The organism is Paenibacillus cookii (assembly GCF_018333375.1).
Taxonomy (GTDB): Bacteria; Bacillota; Bacilli; order Paenibacillales; family Paenibacillaceae; genus Paenibacillus_AQ; species Paenibacillus_AQ cookii.
Genome location: NZ_BORW01000042.1, coordinates 13643 through 35983 on the forward strand (window position 1 = coordinate 13643; position 22341 = coordinate 35983).

Genomic DNA, 22341 nt, shown 5'->3' on the forward strand with positions numbered 1-22341 from the left:
AGACCGTGAAAATAAAGTTTTAGACTGAGTAAATAAAGTATTAGACTGCTGGGTGCTTCAGCATTTACTCCGATAAAACAGACATCATGAGCATGAACCCCGTAAATGGAAAATATTTGCGGGGTTATTTTCTTTTTTTGGAGTTGATCCGGTTTGAATCTGGGTGAGAAGGTCAGAACTATCCGAAAATCGCATGAGTTGAATCAGAAAGAATTTGCACTGAAAATCGGCGTTTCGCAAGGAACGCTTAGTGATATTGAACGCGGGGTTTGTTTGCCATCGTGTGAAACGATCATTGCGCTTAAAAACACGTTCCAATGTGATCTTAATTGGCTGCTTTCAGATGACGAATCTTTCTCTCAAACTCCAACCTATATATCAAGCGAGGAATTAAAGCTGCTTACCAGTATTCGTGCACTCCCTGCTCAAGAGAAAAATGAGCTCTACGAAATTATAGAAATCAAAATGAGAAAAAATAAATATCCGAAAACGGATTAAAATATCCGGAAAGTGTAAATATGGTAATATCACCAAAACATATTGGGGTGTTACCAAGTGAAAGAAAAGTCGGGTATTGGAATCGTGACTCAAAATGGAATTTGGTTTAACGGGAGCCTCTACTCCTGTTCGCTAGCCATTCATGAGAAATGGTTTGAGCGAGCACGTCAAGTCGGGGGTTGGCCGGTGGCGGTTAAGTCCCAAGATAATGAAGATCAGATTGTAATCATTAATGAGGATGGCTTAAAGATCAACTGCTATCGAGTTGAATTTTTACCATGTGATTCAAAGAAAGTCAGGGCGTATTATTCAGAGTTCCAAAGATTGATGACGTTGAGAAAAGAGCTTGCAGATAGTACACGAAACAGTCTGCCGGACAAGCATTTGAGGTGATCCAGTGGCCAAGCGGAAACGGCAATTCACAGAAGCAAAAATTGAAAGGATGATCCAAGAAGGCAGAGGACAGGGTTCCGGCAAGGACTATCTTCCTTGGCTTACCATTCAAGACGTTCCTTCAGAAGGCAGGGCAACTCGTGGTGTTGGATGGACGACCGGTCGAAGACACCAACTCTTGTCGGATATTGAGCGTGATTATTTCTACCTTCTGGATTACTGCGACGATGTAACGGATATTCGTGAACAATTTCCTCTTCTGCCTTTAGAAGAAACGCAGATGATCGCGGAAAAAATCGGTGTGGAACATCCCAAAGATCCGAAAACAGGCATACCGGTTGTGATGACCACGGATTTTCTTATTACTTATCGGGATAAAACATTAGCCAGAACAGTGAAACCATCCGCTGAATTGGAAAATGAACGAACCATCGTATCGAGAGCATGCTTGGCTTGCGATGAACAGTTAGGACTTGATGCAGGTACTTCACTTGCGCTATTCCGTCATTTTATTGCGCGCAAAATCTGGTCCGTCGATATGACCGAACGAATCATACCTACTCTTCCAGCTAAGGACTTCTCTGAGAAGCATTCGGATATAAGGCTTGAAGCGAAAGGTGGATGAATACAATGCCATCAAGGTCTATTTTTGAAAATCAGGTGATAGAATGGATTTCATCCGAAACGGATGACCGCGCTGTAGAGCGAATCCTGTGGATTTCCCAGGCAAATGACGTGGTATTCAGCATCGCGCTTGAGGACGATAAGGCGTTTCCGGTCATGAAAACATATACGGAGATCATTGCTGGCATAGAGGCTAATCTATGTAAGCCCATTGACTGGATCAACTCAAACATTCCGTTACTGGAGCATTCCATTGATCATGATCATCTCCTCCTCCGTGATAAGGCGTGGGATGCGATTAGAGATATCGTGTCTGATGAACCAGACTGTTTCGATAAAAAATGGCGAGGAATACGTGTACGAGAAGTTCAGGAAAAGACAGGCCTTCATAAAAGTACAATCTATCGATATTTGCGGAGATTCTGGCAAGGCGGAAAGTTGAAAAATGCGCTTCTCCCCCATTATTACAATTGTGGAGATTATGGGACGGATCGGGCGCCCGGAAAAGCAAAACGCGGCCGTCCCAGAAAGTTCGAGGATGGACCGACAGGCATCAATATTGACGAAGAAACAAAACAACTGCTTCGGTCGGGCATTCGGCTATTTTACAACAACAGGGAGAAAGCCCCACTCAAACATGCCTACCAAAAAACGCTTGAAAAGTTTTTTGCCACGGGCTTTCGACAAGATGGGAAAGCACTCGTACCTATTCTCCCTCCTCCGGATAAATTGCCGACGTTCGGACAATATCGTTATTGGTTCAAGAAAGAATTAGACTTGGAAGATTCCTTAAAAAGCCGGCTTGGAAAGAAACAATATGCTCTCAAGTACAGGCCTATTCTTGGCAGTTCTACTCATGAAAGCTTCGGTCCAGGTTCCAGATTCCAGATCGATGCGACTGTAGCGGATGTCTTCCTGGTCAGTGAATATCGTCGAGATTGGATTATCGGAAGACCGATTATTTACATCGTAATCGATGTATTCAGCCGATATATCGTCGGATTATACATCGGGCTCGAAGGACCGAGCTGGATCGGAGCGATGATGGCTCTGGCCAATACGACAATGGATAAAGTGAGATTTTGTGCTCAATATGGCATCGATATTGAACCGGAGGAATGGATTTGCAGTCACTTGCCTCAAAAGTTAACAGCTGACCGCGGGGAACTGGAAGGACACAAGCCAAGCCATCTTCAAGCCATCTTATTGATGTTTTGGGTGTAGATGTGGAGAACGCTTCCCCATACCGGGCAGATTGGAAGGGCATTGTTGAGCAGCAATTCCGATTAATCAATCTTCGAAGTATTCGGTTTATACCGGGAGCAATCAAAGAGCGTCAACGGGAGCGAGGTGAACGAGATTACCGTCTGGATGCCAAATTAACGCTTCGGGAGTTTACCCAGATTATGATTCGCAATGTGCTTTACCATAATAATCATCACCACATGCAATGGTACGATCGGAATGAGTTTATGATCGCCGATGATATTCTCCCTATTCCACGCGAGCTGTGGCAATGGGGCATCATTAACCGAAACGGACGGCTCAAGAAGCAGCCGGAACACATTGTCAAGCTAAACTTAATGTATCACGGGGAAGCGACCGTCACAGCGGCTGGAATTCAGTTCAAAGACATGCATTACGGTTGTGACCTGGCATTGCGCGAGCAGTGGTTTGTAAAAGCAAGGGCAGGCAAAACGTGGCGTGTTCAAGTATGCTACGATCCCCGTTCCACCGACGAAATTTATTTGTGGTTGGACGAAGGACACCGATTTGAAACATGTACTTTGCTTGAACGGGAAGAACGTTATATGAACAAACGATTCGAAGAAGTAGAGGATTTGCTTGAGATTGAAAAGTATCAAGGCCGCCATCAAGAATTCAACAATATGTTGTCCAAAATCGAACTGGACGCTCATACGAAGGCGATTGTAGAAGAAGCGGCTAAAAAGACTGATGAAGCGATGAAGCAAAATCAAGAAAGCAGTAACCAGCGAATAAAAGGAACGAGACAACATCGCTCCAACGAAAAAATGCTCAATCGTGAACAAGAAGCTTTTAAATTATCAGAGCAACCTCAAGTACCTAACATCCCAACAAATAATGTTGTTCCAATGAGGCGTGAAGATAGTGATGACGGAAAGGCACTGTCATATATTCCGCCGGCAGACAAACTGTCCAAAATTAAAGCCTATATGATCGAAGATGGTGAAGAGGAATGAGTGAATTTGATGTCCCCTTATTTCATTTCAGCCGCGGCACATTTGTTGAAGCAGACTATCAGGATCCGTTAATTGAGGATTATCGCAACAATCCCTTGCTTGAGGCACTGCCGCCGATATGGGACGAGAAAACCGTCGTACAGAAACTAGCTTCGAGACCGAAGTTTCATGCTTCTGAACGAGAGTTGCCTGTTCATCTTCGCTTACATTGCGTTCAACGGATTTCTCGCGATTTCTTTCAACCATTATCTCGACATCTGGAGTTGGAACAAAGCATTTCCCGACTGATTAGAGACGGTTATGTCGGCCGAAATCCGCTAACCCCGAATTATGCTTTCCGAGCCCGCAAGGACGCATATGAGCTCATCATGAAGGGGGCTACAAGCGGATATCCAGTGAATACACCCACATCAGCCGGGTTTGCTTTAGTGGGAATTTCGGGAATCGGGAAGTCCAGCAGCTTGCTTCGAATCTTGCAAATGTATCCGCAAGTGATTTTGCATCGGAAATATCAAGGCAAAGATATGCCTGCCCCCTATCAAATTGTGTGGTTAAAGATGGATTGCCCGCATGACGGTTCCATCAGAGGGCTCTGCCTGAATTTTTTGCTTGCGGTCGATAGTCTCGTTGGGACAAAGTACTACAAAAAGAATGTCACGAAAAATCCGGATGAATTGTTGCCGCTCATGGCGCAGGCGGCTGCGGTGCATTGTCTGGGCGTTCTTGTGATTGACGAAATCCAAAACCTTCAGGAAGCCAAGGACGATCGTGCAGCTCAAATGCTGAACTTCTTCGTTCAATTGGTCAACACGATCGGATTGCCGGTCATACTTGTCGGAACCTATAAGGCGCTCCCCGCATTAAATGGAGAATTTCGCAACGCGCGGCGCAATAGCGGCCAAGGGGACGCTACGTGGCATCATTTTAAGAAAGATGAGGAATGGACGTGGCTGCTGCAAGGTTTGTGGAAATATCAGTGGACAGACAAGAAGGCTGAACTGAATCAGGAGTTCATTGATATGATGTACGACGAATCCCAGGGTATTTCCGACATTGGGATAAAACTGTTCATGCTGACCCAATGGAGAGCATTGGATAAAGAAATGGAGCAAATTACTCCCGAATTGATTCGTTCCGTTGCAAAGGATCGGTTGACATTGATTCGCCCGGCTCTCGAGGCTTTGCGCTCCGGAAAAAAGAGACAGATACAGAAGTTTGCTGACATTTATGACAGTGTTTCCATTGATGATTACCTGGACCGAATTGAAGCCGAACAGCGGCAATCGGAACGATTGGAATTGATTCGGAATGAACTCGGTTACGACGTTGTGGAACAAACCGTGAACGAAGTCTGCGCATGGCTTGTAGAGGCGGGAATTGATCGCCAGTCAGCGAAGAGATCAGCCGAGCAGGTTGTAAAGGCTCACTTAAACGAACTGGATCGTGTAGACCTGCATAAAGAGGCCTTAAAGCTGGCTTTACAAACACAGCCTGTTCCATCAAGTGCTGCCACAAAGCAACGCGGAAGAAGCAATTCAAAAGTGATTCCGACTGAGCCTAACAAATTTGAGAGTAATCGTTTCACAAGGAAGAAAGAAAAAGTTGTCCGCTTACGAGGCGTTGAAAGCAGCCGGATATATTAAAAATCCTTTGGAATTCCTTGGATGAGGCATTGAACCCATGAATGAACGTTATGCAATCCCTGTTCCGTATCCTGATGAGCTTTTATATAGCGTGATTACTCGTTATCACCTGAGAGCGAATAACACAACCTCAAAGTGGTCATATAAAGAACTATTTGGCACGGAGAACATTATCCCGACAATTGACCTGCCAAGTCATATCGAGGCATTTTCGCGCAGAAGTATGCTGCATGGAATGACAGCCGATGATTGGATGAAAGGCCACACTTGTTATCCGTTTTATGCTCCGTTCTTGCCTAAGGATCGCGCTAATCGTTTAAAGCAACTCATGAAAGGGCCGGATGGTTCGGGGATACATGCTCTTGTCGGGATTACCGCCAGTATAGTGGATAGGAACAGTGATTTGCGGTTCTGTTCTCAATGCTATGAAGAAGATATAAACCAATATGGAGAACCGTATTGGCACCGCATTCACCAGCTTCCGGGAGTATGGGTTTGTCCGGTTCATCGGGATGTTCTGCATCGGATTACGTATCCGGTTTCAGACAGATATGGGTTGACCGTTCTCCCTATTTCGAAGAAGATGTTCGGATCTATACCGCTTGCCGCAAACTTATCGGCTAAAACAATCGATCAGCTTTCAGACATCGCTAGAGACATTCAGGCATTAATGAAAACCAACGACATGCCAGTTCTTTATGAATCCAGGAACATATTTCTTCAACGCTTACGGAAGCAAGGGTATGTAACAGCAGGCGGGCGTATTCGCCAGCAAAAACTTGAGGAACAGTTCGTCATTTGCTATGGGAAAGAACTGCTGGAGATGCTGGGCAGCCTTCCATACGGTAAAGACTACACATGGTTGAATCTGGCGACAAGGTCCGCCCGGCGGGCGATTCATCCGCTGCGGCAGATGCTGCTGATCCGTTTTTTGTACGGGTCATTCAATGGATTTTTAGAACAATCCGAGGTGGATGACGCACCCTTCGGCAGAGGGCCATGGCCATGTCTGAACAAAGCAGCGGAACATTATCGAACCTCAATAATAACGGACCTCCGGATTACGCGTTGTACAGATACCGGTCGGCCTGTAGGAACCTTTACTTGTGAATGCGGCTTCGCCTATTCAAGACGAGGACCGGATCAATCCGAAAACGATAAATACCGCAGAGGGCGTATAAAATCGTTTGGGCCTGTTTGGATGGATAAGCTTCAGGTACATTTGCGACAGGGCATTTCCTTTCGTTCCATGGCAGCGTTATTGGGGGTTGATACGAATACAGTCATGAAGTACGCCAAAGGTACCGTGACAACTCGCAATTTGGAACCTGCATTATTAAAGAGACCAAGAAAATCTTCCAAACCTGTCCGGTCCAAGGGATCTAAACATACACGAGTCGACTGGGAAAAACGTGATCTGGAGCTGAGTTGGATTGTCGAGGAAGCATGCAGAAGGATATTATCCGATTGCAAAAATAAACCTGTCAGAATTACGATTGCAGCGATAGGCAAACGAGTCGGGAAACTGAGTTTGCTAGAAAAGCAAAAACAAAAGCTCCCTGTAACGACGAAAGTATTATCTGATTACCTTGAGTCTACATCCCAATTTCAAATTAGGAGAGTTCGATGGACTGCTGAGCAAATGGCCGGCGAATGGCCTTTAAAACGGTGGAAACTTGTGAAAAAAGCCGGACTGAGGCCAGGGTATGCCCAAGAGGTATCGGATGAAATTGATCGTTGTATTGGACAAGGGGCTGTAATGAATCGAATTGCATCTGCTGAGGTGACTCCATTATGGCTGCATTGACACTGCGTACCTGGCCGTTTCCGAATAATCAGGGGGTTGAGTTATTTTGGTTCGGGTCCCCTTTCATGGACTACAAAGGGAATTGGAGAGTTCGAGTCGCATTTCGAACGGAAACTGGGGACTTGAAAGTTGTATCCTACCCATGGGGAACAGTACCCTATTTGCGCATGGGACAAATCTACACCAATGGAGTATCTGATCAAGTTAAGCCCTTGCAAGGAATTGTACGGAAGAAATCGTCTTTTGGCACCCATCGAAGAAGCGTCGTGAGTCGATTTCAGGGGATAAACAAGTTCGAGTTACGTCCGGATCCGAAAATAAAGACTACATATTGAATGATCAAAGCGAAAATGCCAGGGAAAATGCGAGGCAAGATGTATTGGAGACCCCTCCTACGTTTATGCGATTCTCCAATTTTCCTAGGGTTACTGCTCGTCGAGAGGATGTGAAGCATTCCCATACCGGCAATGACGTGATCGTCGCCTCCGGGAGAGGCGGGAAGAACTCAGGAGGATTAGAGGAAGTAAGTACACAGGATTCGATGGTCGGCGGCGATACGCCTCCTATCGATTTTCAGACGCTTGAAACCATGCCAATCACAGAGGCCATCGGTCTTGAATCGTTTTTCGAGATGATTCAAATCTTGAAGCATATCTTTCCCGGTCATATCCGGATGTCTGTGCTCAGGGTTCCTCCCGGCAAAAGATTTTCTGTATGTCCAAACGGCTCCTGACGAACATGCGCGATCGTTCAGGCGGATCATGGTATCACGACTAAGTTTGTTATCGAAGTGGCCCGGCCGGATGATTGGTCTATTTCGACATTGATCCTCCACCCAACTCAGCAGACTGCACTAAAGACGGTTGAGCGTGATATTAAGTTGCTTCTTGAAGGGCTTGTTCAAAAAGGCGGCCACTGGGATCAGAACATTTTAAACCAATGCAACGGCTTCAATATCGAAAAGGTTAAGCATTATCAAAGCGATTCAATTAGGGATTGGGCGTATCGGATAAACGGGAAATTATCCGGCTAGACAGTCCAACTTTGAATTTATTTTTGGTATTGAAATACTCAATTCTTGGATGGTATAATTTAGTTGGCTATTGGCAGTGGAAGAAGGTGATAAATTGATTGAATCGTTCTGGAATATCTGTCTGCTCCACGATATATCAACACGTGATCAGTTGCTTCGCGAGGCCATTCGAGTAAAGCGGACGCAACAACTTCTGAAACAGCAACAGTTGGCCGAAACGGAGCTAATGACGGAACCTGAGAAGCTGTTTCAGTGGATGAAGGAACGCGCCTTAGACAAAGAATTAGGCCATTTTCCCGGCGATCGGGATTTATTTTATAAATTATACCATGCAGGCAAGGATATGGACTTGTTGGAATACGCCATGCTCACCATCCAACAAGATCGTGTTACAGGGAGCATTGTCGTCCATCCAGGAATCGTCGAGCGGTTTGTCGATCAGTGTGAGCGACATGGTTGCAAGAACATTCTGTTTGCAGAAGCTGAAAAGTATATCAAAGGACTCATCGAAACGAAATGTTACCATCGACCATGGACAATCACATTGTTAACGGAAAACTACATCATAGGCAGATTGTTCAAAACGTATTTCGAGCCCTATTCCAATATCCGCATCGTTCAAGGGTCCATTTATCAACCGTTGCCTGCAGAACATCAATTCGACGCGATCCTGGCGATGCCGAATTTCGGGATGAAAATGAACGATGACGATGTCGCGGTTCGGGAATCCGAAGGCGCAGCGGCCAGCTACCTCCTTCCACTCTTGCAAGACGGCGGGAGATTGAGCGTGACCTTTCCTGCACGGATGCTGTTTCAATCCGGCGCGATCGCCAGCTGGCGGAAGAAAATGAATGAACAGGCGCCGGTGCAAACGATCTATTCGCTTCCGGACGGCTTGTTTCGTCCCTACACTTCTATCAAGACCTATCAGGTTGACTTCGGCAAAGCGCCTTTGGAAGAAGTGATCCTCGGACGACTCCATATGGAGAAGTCAAAGCTTGTGGCGGAACGGGAGATTACCATCCATCCGGATCGGTTCCGAGAGCTGGATCATTGGCGAATCGAACTGCTGCTGGATGAAGATCAGGATATACTTCGTTCGTTCCAGCAAGCGGCAACCCCGAAAGTGAAGTTGCGCGATGTGGCAGAAATTTTTCGGGGAAAATCGATTCTTAAGCAGGATCTAAAGCCCGGGAACATTAAGGTGCTGAATATATCCAATCTGGATGACGGCGAAGTGCTATTGGATCAGCTTGAAACGATTGACGAGGAAGAGAGGAAAGTGAAACGTTACGAGATTCTCCCGGGTGACCTGGTCATGACGTGCCGCGGCACCGTGAACAAGCTGGCTGTATTTCCGGAGGCTCAAGGGATGGTCATCGCTTCCTCGAATATGATCGTGATCCGATTTAAGTCGGCCATCAAGAGTCATTTTGCCAAAATGTTCCTGGAAAGTCCGGTCGGGACGGCCCTTATTCAAAGCTTCCAGCGGGGGACGACTGTAATGAATCTGAACCCGGCGGATGTGGCGGAATTGGAATTGCCTCTGGTACCGGAAGATAAGCAGCACGAGTTAATAGAGCAATATATACGGGAAAAAGAACGATATAAAGAAGTTGTTCGGGAAGCGACGAATCGCTGGGAACAAGTGAAGAGCCAGTTATACGAGGAACTCTACTGAGGAGGAATTAGGATCATGGCAACAGCGAACATTGGATTCGAGGAAAAATTATGGAGCATGGCCGATAAACTGCGCGGCAGTATGGATGCAGCGGAGTATAAGCATGTAGTGCTTGGCCTTCTATTTCTGAAATATGTGTCGGATGCATTTGAAGAAAAATATGAAGCATTGAAACATGAACCGTATGCTGATCCGGAGGACCGGGACGAATACGTGGCAGAAAATATCTTCTGGGTACCGAAGGAAGCGCGCTGGAGCCATATCAAGGATAACGCGAAAAAGCCGGAAATCGGGCAGATCATTGATAATGCCATGATTGCCATCGAGAAGGAAAATCCGTCGCTGAAAGGCGTGCTGCCGAAGGATTATGCAAGGCCAGCGCTGGATAAAACCCGCCTTGGCGAAGTAATCGACCTGTTCTCGTTCAAGGTCGGCGATGAAGAGAGCCGTTCGAAGGATGTTTTGGGTCGGGTATATGAGTATTTCCTTAGCAAATTTGCTAGCGCGGAAGGCAAGAATGGCGGCGAATTCTACACCCCGAACAGCGTCGTGCGCCTGCTCGTTGAGATGATTCAGCCGTTCAAGGGCCGCGTATACGACCCCTGCTGCGGGTCCGGCGGCATGTTCGTTCAAAGCGAGAAGTTTGTAGAGGAACATCAGGGGCGCATTGGTGATATTGCGGTATACGGGCAAGAGTCGAATCCGACAACGTGGAAGTTGTGCAAAATGAACCTCGCCATTCGTGGCATCGACGGCAACCTTGGGGAGCATCATGCAGATACGTTCCATAATGATTTACATAAAAATCTGAAGGCCGATTACATCTTGGCGAATCCGCCATTCAATATCAGCGATTGGGGCGGTGAACGGCTGACAGATGACACTCGCTGGACGTATGGGGTACCTCCTGCGGGTAACGCAAACTATGCGTGGATTCAGCATATCGTGAACAAGCTTGCGCCCAGCGGTGTTGCAGGCTTTGTACTTGCGAACGGCTCCATGTCGACAAGTACGACGGCGGAGTTTGAGATTCGCAGCAAGCTGGTTAATGCCGATCTGGTCGATTGTATCGTCACCTTGCCGGGTCAATTGTTCTATTCCACGCAAATTCCGGTTTGTCTTTGGTTCATTGCCAAAAATAAAGCGTCAAAGGGCCTTCGGGACCGCCGCGGTGAAATCCTGTTTATCGATGCCCGCAAAATGGGTCATATGGTGGATCGGACACATCGTGAACTCAGTACGGAGGATATCCGGAAGATCGCTGATACGTACCACGCATGGCGCGGACAGCCAGAGGCGGGTGCATATGAAGATATGAAGGGCTTCTGCAAAGCAGTGAAACTTGCGGAAGTGCAGGAGCACGAGTATATTTTGACGCCGGGGCGTTATGTCGGCATTGAAGAAGTAGAAGAAGACAGCGAACCGTTCGAAGATAAAATGGCGCGGCTGACATCGGAGCTGGCGGAGCAGTTCGCCAAGTCCCGACAACTGGAGGATGAAATTCGCAAGCGGCTTGGGGGGATCGGGTTTGAGTTTTGAACTGAAAAAATATAAACTTGCTGAAATTGCTGATGTTCAGACTGGTCCCTTTGGTAGTCAATTGCATAAAGATGATTACGTGCCCCATGGTACCCCGATAATCACCGTTGAGCACCTAGGGGAGAATTTTATTATTCACGAGAACACCCCCAAAGTTTCAAATGATGATGCGTTAAGATTATCGAAGTACAGCCTCTGCGAAGGTGACATCGTTTTTAGTCGTGTTGGGTCTGTTGACAGAAGAGCTTATGTTTCAAAAAAAGAACATGGCTGGCTCTTTTCTGGAAGATGTCTAAGAGTTCGGGTTAACAAAAAGGATAAGATCGACCCTAAATATTTATCTTACTATTTTGGTCTTGAAAGCTTTAGAGAGTATGTTCGTAGCATAGCAGTAGGTGCAACAATGCCTTCACTAAACACTAAAATCATGTCTAGTCTTGAGATTCAAGCACCGGAATTAAATGTGCAGGTGGCAATCTCCAAACTTTTATCATCCCTTGACAACAAAATCGAGCTCAATAACGCTATCAACAAAAACCTTGAAGAAATGGCTCAAGCCCTTTTTAAACGGTGGTTTGTGGACTTCGAGTTTCCAAATGAAAACGGCGAACCGTATAAGTCAAGCGGCGGCGAGTTTGAGGAAAGTGAGTTGGGGTTGATTCCGAAGGGGTGGAAGCTAGATTGCCTAGATGAAATCGCTGATTATCTAAATGGATTAGCAATGCAAAAGTACAGGCCTGATGGAGAACAATTCATTCCAGTAATAAAGATAAGGGAACTAAATCAAGGTAGAACTAGTAGTGAAAGTGATAAAGCTAGTCCGAATATTGATAAGAAATATATTGTAAATAATGGGGATGTACTATTTTCTTGGTCTGGAACTTTGGATATAAAATTGTGGTGTGGAGGAACCGGAGGATTAAATCAGCACTTGTTTAAGGTTACGTCGAAAAATTATGATAAATGGTTTTATTATTATTGGACAAAGTATCACATTGACAGATTTAGACGTATTGCAAGTGATAAAGCAACCACAATGGGACATATAAAGCGCAGTGACCTTAAAGAAGCTAAGGTGCTTATACCGGAACCGAATATCTATAAAAAAGCCACAGATGTGTTTAAACCAATTGTCGATAAAGTGATTCAGTTATCGGTAGAATCTTTATTATTGGAAAGAGTGCGCGACACCCTTCTCCCCAAACTGATGTCGGGCGAGATCCGTGTCCCTGTGGAGCAGGATCATAATGATCCCGATCTGCCAAAGGTTGCGGAGAGCAGCGCAATCTATCAGCCCTAATCCAAAGGAGGTGCAACATGGCCTACTATACGACGTCTTATACCGAAAGCGACCTTGAACAGGCCGCGCTGGAATGGTTCGAAGAACTGAACTACGAAAAAGCTTACGGTCCGGATATTTCTCCCGAAGGGGAGTATCCCGAACGGCAATTTTACCATGACGTCATCCTGAAAGACCGGCTGCGCGAGGCGCTTATTCGTATCAATAAACATGTGCCGCGCGAAGCGATTGAGGAAGCGATCCGGATCGTTGAAGTGCCGCGCAGTCCCAGCCTGCTGATCAATAACAAGGCGTTCCAGAAGATGGTCACCGACGGGATCGACGTGCAGTATCAAGCGGCCAATGGCGAATATCCGACAGAGAAAGTATGGCTGTTCGACACCGACCCGGACCGGATCGGCAACAACGATTTTCTGGTCGTCAACCAGTTTACCGTTGTTGAAAATCAGGGAGAGAAGCGCCCGGATATCGTCGTGTTCGTAAATGGTTTGCCGATCGCCGTATTTGAATTGAAAAGCGCCTCCAACGAAGAAGTCGGGATCAGCGATGCCTATAATCAGGTCCAGACGTACAAAGGCGCGATACCGTCCCTGTTCACCTACAACTCATTTCTGGTCATCAGTGACGGCGTGAATGCGCGGGTAGGAACGCTGACAGCCAATGAAGACCGGTTTATGATGTGGCGCACGATTGATGGCGATGACGTGGCGCCCTCCTCCCTGCCCCAGCTTGAAGTGCTTGTGAAAGGAATGTTCGAGAAAAGCCGACTGCTTGATATTATCAGGCATTTCGTGCTGTTTCAAACCGATGGGGAGCATCTGTTCAAAATATTGGCGGGATACCACCAATACCACGCCACCAACAAGGCGATTGCAAGTACGGAACGGGCGACGATGGACGAAGGAGACCGCAAAATCGGCGTTATCTGGCATACGCAAGGCTCCGGCAAAAGCTTGTCCATGGTTTTCTACGCGGGAAAACTTGTCCTGACGCTGAACAACCCGACGATCGTCGTGGTGACGGACCGGAACGATCTGGACGATCAGTTGTTCAGCACGTTCAGCAAGTCGAAGGACTTGCTCAGGCAAACGCCTCAGCAAGCGGAAAATCGGACTCATTTGCGTGAGCTTTTGTCAGTGGAGTCGGGCGGGATCATTTTCACAACGGTCCACAAGTTCACCCCCGATGAAAATGAAGACAAGTATCCTGTACTTACGGAACGCCGCAATGTGATTGTGATTGCGGACGAGGCGCATCGCAGCCAATACGGGTTTCAGGCGGATATGGTCGCCGGGGACGACGAAGCGGCCATTAAGTATGGCTATGCCAAGTATATGCGCGATGCGTTGCCGAACGCTTCTTATATTGGCTTTACCGGAACGCCGGTCGAACTGACAGACAAAAATACGCCTGCCGTTTTCGGTGACTACATCGATATTTACGATATGACCCGAGCCGTAGAAGACGGAACCACGGTCAGAATTTATTATGAAAGCCGCATTGCCCGCCTGGAGTTGTCGGAGGCGGAGCGCCCGGTCATTGACAGCGAGTATGAGGATATTACGGAGTACCAGGAGTACACGCAGCGGGAGCGTCTGAAGTCGCGTTGGGCCAGGCTTGAAGCGTTGGCCGGTGCAGAGAAACGGGTCAGGAAAGTCGCGCAGGATGTCGTCGAACATTTCGAGCAGCGGCAGAAAGCCGGCTTCGGCAAAGCGATGATTGTTGTGATGTCGCGGCGGATCGCCATCGATATGTACAAAGCGATTGTTGCTCTCCGGCCGGATTGGCATAGTGATGACGACAATGAAGGCAAGATCAAGATCGTCATGACCGGTAGTTCCAGCGATCCGGAGGAGTGGCAACCGTTTATCGGCAACAAGCGGCGCCGTGAACATCTTGCGAAACGTATGAAAGATGTGAACGATCCGCTTCAGATCGTCATTGTCCGTGACATGTGGCTGACCGGGTTTGACGTGCCGAGCATGAATACGATGTACATCGACAAGCCGATGAAAGGCCATAATCTGATGCAGGCGATCGCCCGCGTGAATCGGGTATTCCGCGACAAGCCGGGCGGTCTGATCGTCGATTATATCGGAATTGCGGACTTGCTGAAATCGGCGCTTCAACAATATACGGAAAATGACCGAAAAACTGCTGGTATCGATACAGACCAAGCCGTTGACTTTATGCTGGAAAGGCTGCAGCTCATCCGCGAATTGCTTCATGGGTATGACTACAGTAAATTCGCTTCGGAGAAAGCAGCCGAACGGATGAAGGCCATTGTTGAGACGGTCGATTACGTACTTGGATTAGGTGAAGAGAGCAAGCGGAACTTCCTAAATTGGACGACGGAATTGGCAAGAGCCTTCTCGCTTTGCGCGACGACTCCCGCAGCTGAGGAAGTTAATGTCGAAATTAGCTTCTTCAAGGCGGTAAAATCTGGTATTATTAAGTTGATAACTGATGAGAACAGAAAGAAAACGACGAAAGAGCTCGACGCCGAGTTGAATCAACTCATTTCGAAATCGGTCGTATCTGATGAAGTCGTTGATATTCTGGAAGCTGTAGGCTTGCAGAAACCGAACATCGCGATTCTTTCGGACGAATTTTTGGAGCACGTGCGCGGATTGAAGCAGAAAAACCTGGCGGTGGAACTGCTTCGCAGGCTGCTTCAGGGGAAAGTGAAGGCCGTTTCCCGGACGAGTATCGTGCAATCGAAGAAATTTTCAGAGATGCTGGAGGAAGCCATCCGGAAATACAACAACCGCACCATCGAAACGACTCAGGTCATCGAAGAACTCATCCAGATGGCTAAAGAGATGAATGCGGCCGTCAAACGCGGTGAAGATCTCGGTCTGATCAAGGAAGAACTGGCCTTCTATGACGCTCTAGCTTCGAACGAATCGGCCAAGGAACTGATGGGCGATCTCATGTTGAAGCAAATTGCTCATGAGCTGACTCAAGCAATCAAGAGCAACATTAAGGTCGACTGGACGCTTCGTGAGAATGTACGTGCTCAGATGCGAATTACCGTCAAGCGGCTGTTGAAGAAATACGGTTACCCGCCGGATCTGGAGAAGATGGCCATTGATCTGGTGCTTCAGCAAGCCGAATTGATGGCGCAGGCGGAGACGGAAGAGTTTAAATATTAACTTACAACAAGGCGTAGCAACGTGAGTCAATGGGGCTATGCCTTTTAATATTCATGAATATCTTTGTTGTTAGGAGAATTATTATTTGATATATTTGGAATGAGAATATGTGTTCCCGTTTTTTGGGTAATGACTACATTAAAGGAGATGAATATTGTGACAGTTGAACTTAGACAAAATTATAATAAAGTTTTAGAAAATCTAGCAGCGGAACTTGATATATCACCCAGCAAATATCAACAAGCCGTTCAGCGATATACTTCGGTGGGTAATTGGATTGCGGACGGAGAGTATGATGGTGTTCAGGGTGAACTTCACATTTATACTCAAGGCTCTTTTAGACTTGGTACTGTAGTTAGACCACTAAAAGAAGGAGCGGAGTCAGATTACGATATTGACTTAGTGTGTGAACTACCACTGAAAAAGTCTAGTACAACCCCTGCATCATTAAAAAAGTCTATCGGCGAGAGAATAAAGGAAAACGCTATGTATCAAAAGATGCTTGATAAAGAAAAGAAGCGTTGCTGGACATTAAATTATGCAGAACAAGACGGTATAGGATTTCATCTTGATATATTGCCTTCCGTTCCCGAATCTGTTGACCTGATTGCTGATTTAATTGGGCATGGCATTCCGGGAGATATAGCCAAAAAGTCGATATCGATTACGAATAGAGAAAGAGAAAATGTTTATTCATGGTCATCTAGTAACCCAAACGGGTACGCTGAATGGTTCGAAACAATCAAGAGGCCAGTATTTGAAAAGATGAAAATAGTACAAAAACAATATATTTTCGAGAACAACAAAGCAATATTCAATCAAATAGATGAGGTTCCAGACCAACTAGTCAAGACACCTTTACAGAGGGCCATTCAGATTTTAAAACGTCATCGTGATGTTCGATTTGCTGGTCACGAATGGGAAGAGGATAAGCCTATTTCTATGATAATTACTACTTTATCTGCAAGAGCATACCAACATGAAATGGATTTATATTCAACCATTAAAAATATCGTTGAAAAGCTATCTACGTTAGAACAACTTCTTAATCCAGGAATTAAGTTCAGCGGAGATATATCAATGCTTCAACTAATAAATAGAAACAAGGATGGGTATTGGATAATTCCTAACCCTGTTAATCCAGCAGAAAATTTTGCTGATCGTTGGCACGAAAACGGTAATCGGAAAGCTAAAGCGTTTTTTCAATGGATTACCTGGGTTAAGGAAGACTTAGTTGACATTCTTCAACTTTCTGATGTTGGTAAGATTACAAAAACGCTTGAACAAAGATTCGGTGATAGGATTGTTTCTAAAGCAACGCAAGGTGTTTGGTTATCAATGTCGGAAATTGCCGCAGCAAATGCTGGAATACCTCATATAGATATTGATAATCCGAGTAAACCATGGAGTTATTAATTTTATGGAGTACAATCTTAGCGATAATATTGAAGTTCAATCACTTGAATTATTCAAGGTTCATAAAAGCTTACAGCTTATAGAAGAAGATGGGAGTATTTGCATAAAAGGGTCACTCCCATTTTCTGCTACACTTTATGGAACTTGTCCAATTGTTGATTGCTATAATATAAAAATCCACATTCCAACTGACTACCCTAATAAACCGCCAACAACGACAGAGTGTGACGGAAGGATTCCAAGAACATTTCATACCAATCCCGATGGAACATTATGTTTGGGTTCACCATTAGAAGTGCGTATGAAATTCAAAGGTAGTTTGCTGAACTATGTTCAGAAACTAATCATTCCTTTCCTTTATTCTTTTTCATTTTATGAAAAGTATGGAAAATTGCCGTACGGTGAGCTTTCCCATGGTTCATTAGGTATTGTTGAGAGTTATAAAGAACTTTTCGGTGTTTCGGATAGCAAAATTGTATTGGGTTTATTAAACATTCTAGCAAGAGGGAAATATAGGGGGCATCATGATTGTCCATGTGGAAGCAAAAAAAGACTGAGAAACTGCCATGGGAGCCAGCTTCTTGATTTAATGAATTATCAAAGTAAGGACGAATTTATGTTTGACTTGAACCAATGCTTTAGTGTAATTCGAAAAGGAAGGGATAGGAGTGTCAGTAACCAATATTCCCGAAAAAGTTAAAATTCGGTTATGGGGTTTAGCGGCAGGGCGATGTCAATATGAAGGTTGTAATGAACCGTTGTGGTTGGATACTCTTACTCAACATGAATTCAATGGTGCATATATTGCCCACATAATCGCAGATAGTCCAAATGGTCCACGAGGGGATGCAATTCTTTCCGAACAACTGGAAAAAGATATTTCAAATCTCATGTTAATGTGTGATAAACACCATAGACTTATCGATAGAGAGGATGTTGAAGGACATCCTGTTGAAAGACTCCGTGAAATGAAAAGAAAACATGAGCAAAGAATACAACTCGTAACATCTATTCTGGATAACATGCAAAGTCATGTATTACTATACGGTTCTAATATTGGTCAACATAGCTTCCCGTTAAATTGGGATAGAACTACTCCTGCAATGTTATCGATAAGATACCCTGCTGAAAAACCCGCAATTGAGATCAGTTTAGGTAATAGTTCCATTCATGATGGAGATGAATTATTTTGGGTTGTAGAACGAGAACAATTGAGGAGGCAGTTTTCCGATAAAGTAAAACGTAGAATTGCTCTAGGAGATATTTGTCATCTTTCAGTGTTTGCATTGGCTCCTCAGCCGTTACTTATCGAGTTAGGGACATTAATTTCTGATATTTGTCCTGCTGATGTCTATCAGTTACATCGTGAACCTGCGGACTGGGTATGGCAGGAAGACCCCGCGGATTTCAAATACATAATAAATGAACCAGATGAAATTCACCAAGTTGCAGCATTAAATCTGTCTTTGAGTGCAACCATCGACAATACCCGTATCTTTAAAGTTTTGGGGTCTGAAACCTCAGTATGGACTGTGACTATACAAACTCCTCATAATGATTTTATGAAGAGTAAGCAACAGTTATCTATGTTTAGGGAAATAATGAGACGATTACTCGATAAAATAAAGGCTGTTCACGGACATGATAATATGTTGCATGTGTTCCCAGCTATGCCTGTGTCGGCTGCAGTTGAATTAGGTCGAATATGGATGCCTAAGGCTGACTTACCGTTATGTATATATGATGAAAATCGCCAACTCGGAGGATTTAAACACACATTAAGCGTAGGCATTGACAGTGGTACCGGAAAGAAATACGCACAGGTTGGATACATGCGCGGTTGATTTTTTAAGTCTACCTTAGTAATAATTTTATTCCATAAACTGATTATGGCGTGAAAGCAAAATAAGAGTCTAATACTTAATTTTTCTATTTTCATTTTTTGATCTTAAGGGATTCCAACACAGTCTAAAACTTATTTCTCAAAAGTTGACGAAGTTCAAATTCAAAAACCGCGCCAAATCAACTATTCCAGTCTAATACTTTATTTTCTTCGAACAATTGCTGATGATAAATTACAATAAAGTATCGTAAAAAGAAACAAAGTTGCATACTAGAAAACAAAGTCACGTACTAAGAAACAAAGCTGCGTACTACGTTTAACTGAGCCCCCAAAATTCCCGGGGGCTTTTTTCTTAAGGTTAGTTAAACGCGCGCCACAACAAAAACTGGGGTTGTTGAATTTAGCGTTAAAATAATCTGTAAGTCACTGAAATCTTAGTGGGTTCCAAGATCGACCTGTTTCGATAAAGTATGAAAATGATTAATTTCGATCACAGAGTTTGAAAAACTTTTATCCAAAATCACAGGGGCTGGAAAGCATCGGTTAACCGGCAGTTTAGGGAAGCACCCTAAGGCTGCCGGTTTTATTTTTTTTCGCATCTTTTCCTGTGGATGGCGGGAAAACGCACTGGTATTAGTCGTCATCAGGATTGGATGGTGTGCGCCGTCAAAAATACATATCTAACGGAACAGCTTACGACAACAAGTGGATGAGTAGAGACGTCACTATATAAGGAGGTGATCTGTTACAGATGGCGTTGAAATTGGGTTACTTAGTGATGATTTGCTGGTTAATTTATGTGATCTACTTTATACAACCTGTTGATGCCTGGAATGATGATTACCGTGTTACAACCGCTCCATTTATTAGCTTTGCTGGACTGGTTATTTTACAAAGGGCTTTGAAATAGCGAGCAGGCAGAAATAACTGCATGGAATCGAAAATAATTATTGTTATGAAGCGTCGTTAAAAATCATTATCGGTAGAGGGGAAGTGCTGAATGGCAATCAAACGATCTCTCGTTGCAATATGTACGGTTTTGTTGATTATCTCAATGATCATTATATTTTTGCAGTTTAAGGAAAACCAGAGCTATGAAAGATATATTTCCGCTAAACTAAGTCAATCATTATCGGATTTTTTGACAGCCATACTGGTTAGCGAAGAAACCCTTCATCAATACATTAACAGCGGCAATAAAGAAATGTTACCCAATCAGGCGACCATGCTTTGTTACAACTTTAAAACAATCGGCACGGAATATGAAGAATTGCTTCATACCGCAAAATCTTTAAAAAAGGTGAACGGCGTACAAACGGACCAAATAACAGCAAACGCTGCTCAGGATATTCATTTTTTTCTGGCTCGGCAACTGATCGGAAACGGAGTCCTCGGGGATTGCACACCCGCTATGTCAACTCTTACGCTTAACGATAAACAATTCGAAAAGATAAAGGGCATCTATGAGATAAGTAAACAATGGTCCGCGATTGCAAAGAATCTAGTTCCCGAAGCTACGCCAAACGGTGTCGAAAATGTCAATTGGGACCTCGTTGTTAACGATAAAGTGTGGGTGCAGTTATTAAAAGATTACTCAACTTACGCACATGAATCGGGGATGACGGGGACCAATCAATTTTTCAACTAACGGAGACCTGTAGTTCAACACTACAGGGGGTGTCGATCTATACGAGCATCCTGTAGATTCGTATATTACTCCTTTGCATGTCCCGATGATGAACTTCATCAGGACATTTTTTTAGAAATGAAAGGAGAGAGGGTAAGCTGCGAAGAAGTTCAGGGGATCGAATCAGGATCATTCGTAAAAAATCGATCGAATCAACATGAATTCTCAAACATGATTGGAATTTCGCAAGCAACATTAAGTGAATTGGAGCAAGGTAAATACAATCCGTCACTAGAAATCGGAAATATTACAAGGGAGCTTACAGCAGCCTAGCCGGCGGGCCGTCTCAGCCGTTATTGCGACTGCCACACATGAGGCAATTATTACACTATCATATCCGTCCCAATAAGAAAAAGGCTTCTGAAATTTTACGATAATGGAAAATTTGAATAAGTACCCGCTATCGTGTACCCGCTATCGTATAAAAAAATCGGCCCGATTCATAAATATTTCTTCGATCTTCTCCAATATGGGCCCGTTTTCCTCTGATGCACGTTTTACCTCGATCCATTCCGGGTCTTGTCGAAAAGCCCCCCACAGCCGTTCCCGTTCCTCCATATCCTTATATTCCATCACGTAATATAACTTCGGAAGCCCCGCCTGATCGATCCAGAAATCGTACACCTTCATTTCCAACCGCTCGAAAATACCAAGTGTATGCTGGCTGAAACGTTGCAGAAGCGCTTCCATTTTCCCCTCATGCATGGTATAAATGCGTAACTCGTAAAGCATGCCATTCCCTCGCTTTCTGTATCGTAGAGTTTTTCCGTTGATCGTTGTCTATTCTCAGTCCAATTTTACCGGTAATCTTCGACCCCGGCAATAATTCCCTCTCGCTTCAATTCCAAATTTTAAAAAAATGCCGAAAGGAAGGAGTTTTAATTAGCTCTGCTCTTCGCTAAACGAAGATTAGATTTTTTTGGTGCTGGAATAGGCGGATACCGCCAGAGTTGAAAGTGAAGCTGGACGTTCATGGTGTTGATGTTAAAGTGCTATTTCTTAGGGAAAGCATCTGCAGAACTTTGCTCTTTTGAGAAGAGGAACTTTTGTATTATTCTTAACTGCCAAGAGGACGATTCCATCGGCAATATCACGTTATTGTTATGTGATTGCAAGATCTTGCTAATCGGTTGGTAAACATTACCTGTAGTAATCAGTGAATATTCATGGTATATTAATTATCCGGCCACAAGATAGCCGATGTTAAAAGGAATTGTGGACTGGAATTCATTACTAGTAGCATTAATCAGTTATATGTGGTATATTATTATTCCGGACACAAACGGTCCGATATTTAGTTGCTCTTTGAAAACTGAACAATGAGTGAGTATATATGCGATGGTCTTCGGACCGGAGCAACTTGAGATTAACAATCTCGTCAGATTCAAAATGAGTCACAAACTTTTTGTTGGAACGCTACTCTCCTTCGGGTGAGCAGATTCTTCCAACTTTCTTGGAGAGTTTGATCCTGGCTCAGGACGAACGCTGGCGGCGTGCCTA

20 protein-coding genes are annotated in these 22341 nt (G+C 44.7%); 19 read left to right on the forward strand and 1 reads right to left on the reverse strand.

Features of this window, described 5'->3' with window-relative positions:
* Positions 1 to 153 precede the first annotated feature (153 nt).
* The 19 genes from KI367_RS23945 to KI367_RS27695 all read left to right on the forward strand — a co-directional run bounded on the left by KI367_RS23945 (position 154) and on the right by KI367_RS27695 (position 21114).
* Positions 154 to 498 carry a helix-turn-helix domain-containing protein gene (locus KI367_RS23945; RefSeq protein WP_036715070.1) on the forward strand — a complete coding sequence of 115 codons (345 nt, stop codon included), beginning with the start codon at positions 154 to 156 and terminating at the stop codon, positions 496 to 498.
* A gap of 57 nt (positions 499 to 555) precedes the next feature.
* Positions 556 to 891: a hypothetical protein gene (locus KI367_RS23950; RefSeq protein ID WP_212952487.1), complete on the forward strand. Its 336-nt coding sequence runs from the start codon at positions 556 to 558 to the stop codon at positions 889 to 891.
* Between the two features lie 4 nt (positions 892 to 895).
* Entirely contained in the window at positions 896 to 1516 is a 621-nt protein-coding gene (locus tag KI367_RS23955) for a TnsA endonuclease N-terminal domain-containing protein (RefSeq protein WP_212952489.1), read from the forward strand.
* Between the two features lie 5 nt (positions 1517 to 1521).
* The gene (locus KI367_RS27330) at positions 1522 to 2739 is read left to right on the forward strand and encodes a TnsB C-terminal domain-containing protein (RefSeq protein WP_246537245.1); all 1218 of its coding nucleotides are present in this window, start codon (positions 1522 to 1524) and stop codon (positions 2737 to 2739) included.
* Positions 2740 to 2741: 2 nt separating this feature from the next.
* Positions 2742 to 3737 carry a Mu transposase C-terminal domain-containing protein gene (locus KI367_RS27335; RefSeq protein WP_052147395.1) on the forward strand — a complete coding sequence of 332 codons (996 nt, stop codon included), beginning with the start codon at positions 2742 to 2744 and terminating at the stop codon, positions 3735 to 3737.
* Entirely contained in the window at positions 3734 to 5380 is a 1647-nt protein-coding gene (locus KI367_RS23965) for an ATP-binding protein (protein WP_212952491.1), read from the forward strand. Before KI367_RS27335 ends, KI367_RS23965 begins: the two co-directional genes overlap by 4 nt.
* Before the next feature lie 37 nt (positions 5381 to 5417).
* Positions 5418 to 7187, forward strand: coding sequence for a TnsD family Tn7-like transposition protein (locus tag KI367_RS23970; RefSeq protein ID WP_052147396.1), 1770 nt, complete (start codon positions 5418 to 5420; stop codon positions 7185 to 7187).
* A 445-nt stretch (positions 7188 to 7632) separates the two neighbouring features.
* Entirely contained in the window at positions 7633 to 7920 is a 288-nt protein-coding gene (locus KI367_RS23975; protein ID WP_212952493.1) for a hypothetical protein, read from the forward strand.
* A gap of 12 nt (positions 7921 to 7932) precedes the next feature.
* The gene (locus KI367_RS27690) at positions 7933 to 8220 is read left to right on the forward strand and encodes a Tn7-like element transposition protein TnsE (protein ID WP_212952520.1); all 288 of its coding nucleotides are present in this window, start codon (positions 7933 to 7935) and stop codon (positions 8218 to 8220) included.
* Positions 8221 to 8314: 94 nt separating this feature from the next.
* Positions 8315 to 9901 (forward strand): restriction endonuclease subunit S, encoded by a 1587-nt coding sequence (locus tag KI367_RS23985; RefSeq protein WP_212952495.1) that lies wholly within the window; start codon positions 8315 to 8317, stop codon positions 9899 to 9901.
* A gap of 15 nt (positions 9902 to 9916) precedes the next feature.
* Complete coding sequence (locus KI367_RS23990) at positions 9917 to 11440, forward strand: class I SAM-dependent DNA methyltransferase (RefSeq protein ID WP_212952497.1); 1524 nt, start codon at positions 9917 to 9919, stop codon at positions 11438 to 11440.
* A complete protein-coding gene (locus KI367_RS23995) occupies positions 11430 to 12740 on the forward strand; it encodes a restriction endonuclease subunit S (RefSeq protein WP_212952499.1) in 1311 nt (436 codons plus the stop codon). Before KI367_RS23990 ends, KI367_RS23995 begins: the two co-directional genes overlap by 11 nt.
* Positions 12741 to 12757: 17 nt before the next feature.
* On the forward strand, positions 12758 to 15895 hold the full coding sequence (locus KI367_RS24000; protein WP_212952510.1) for a type I restriction endonuclease subunit R: 3138 nt from the start codon (positions 12758 to 12760) through the stop codon (positions 15893 to 15895).
* A 156-nt stretch (positions 15896 to 16051) separates the two neighbouring features.
* Entirely contained in the window at positions 16052 to 17311 is a 1260-nt protein-coding gene (locus tag KI367_RS24005) for a nucleotidyltransferase domain-containing protein (protein ID WP_212952512.1), read from the forward strand.
* Between the two features lie 4 nt (positions 17312 to 17315).
* Positions 17316 to 18011 (forward strand): ubiquitin-conjugating enzyme family protein, encoded by a 696-nt coding sequence (locus tag KI367_RS24010; RefSeq protein ID WP_156124773.1) that lies wholly within the window; start codon positions 17316 to 17318, stop codon positions 18009 to 18011.
* Complete coding sequence (locus tag KI367_RS24015; protein WP_212952514.1) at positions 17980 to 19155, forward strand: SAVED domain-containing protein; 1176 nt, start codon at positions 17980 to 17982, stop codon at positions 19153 to 19155. The genes KI367_RS24010 and KI367_RS24015 overlap by 32 nt, the downstream gene beginning before the upstream one ends.
* 750 nt (positions 19156 to 19905) lie before the next feature.
* Positions 19906 to 20064: a hypothetical protein gene (locus tag KI367_RS24020; protein WP_156124772.1), complete on the forward strand. Its 159-nt coding sequence runs from the start codon at positions 19906 to 19908 to the stop codon at positions 20062 to 20064.
* A 90-nt stretch (positions 20065 to 20154) separates the two neighbouring features.
* Complete coding sequence (locus tag KI367_RS24025; RefSeq protein ID WP_212952516.1) at positions 20155 to 20802, forward strand: hypothetical protein; 648 nt, start codon at positions 20155 to 20157, stop codon at positions 20800 to 20802.
* 210 nt (positions 20803 to 21012) lie between these two features.
* Entirely contained in the window at positions 21013 to 21114 is a 102-nt protein-coding gene (locus tag KI367_RS27695) for a helix-turn-helix domain-containing protein (protein ID WP_373316255.1), read from the forward strand.
* 141 nt (positions 21115 to 21255) lie between these two features.
* On the opposite strand, the gene KI367_RS24035 is transcribed toward KI367_RS27695, so the two are convergent.
* A complete protein-coding gene (locus KI367_RS24035) occupies positions 21256 to 21573 on the reverse strand; it encodes an NIPSNAP family protein (protein ID WP_036715718.1) in 318 nt (105 codons plus the stop codon).
* Between the last annotated feature and the right edge of the window lie 768 nt (positions 21574 to 22341).

Excerpts from the sequence above, each read along its gene's own strand:
- KI367_RS23965 (WP_212952491.1), top strand. The coding sequence starts at position 3,734 with ATGAGTGAATTTGATGTCCCCTTATTTCATTTCAGCCGCGGCACATTT.
- KI367_RS24025 (WP_212952516.1), top strand. The coding sequence starts at position 20,155 with ATGGCAATCAAACGATCTCTCGTTGCAATATGTACGGTTTTGTTGATT.
- KI367_RS27330 (WP_246537245.1), top strand. The coding sequence starts at position 1,522 with ATGCCATCAAGGTCTATTTTTGAAAATCAGGTGATAGAATGGATTTCA.
- KI367_RS24020 (WP_156124772.1), top strand. The coding sequence starts at position 19,906 with ATGGCGTTGAAATTGGGTTACTTAGTGATGATTTGCTGGTTAATTTAT.
- KI367_RS24010 (WP_156124773.1), top strand. The coding sequence starts at position 17,316 with ATGGAGTACAATCTTAGCGATAATATTGAAGTTCAATCACTTGAATTA.
- KI367_RS23990 (WP_212952497.1), top strand. The coding sequence starts at position 9,917 with ATGGCAACAGCGAACATTGGATTCGAGGAAAAATTATGGAGCATGGCC.
- KI367_RS24000 (WP_212952510.1), top strand. The coding sequence starts at position 12,758 with ATGGCCTACTATACGACGTCTTATACCGAAAGCGACCTTGAACAGGCC.
- KI367_RS27695 (WP_373316255.1), top strand. The coding sequence starts at position 21,013 with ATGATTGGAATTTCGCAAGCAACATTAAGTGAATTGGAGCAAGGTAAA.
- KI367_RS23970 (WP_052147396.1), top strand. The coding sequence starts at position 5,418 with ATGAATGAACGTTATGCAATCCCTGTTCCGTATCCTGATGAGCTTTTA.
- KI367_RS24035 (WP_036715718.1), bottom strand. The coding sequence starts at position 21,573 with ATGCTTTACGAGTTACGCATTTATACCATGCATGAGGGGAAAATGGAA.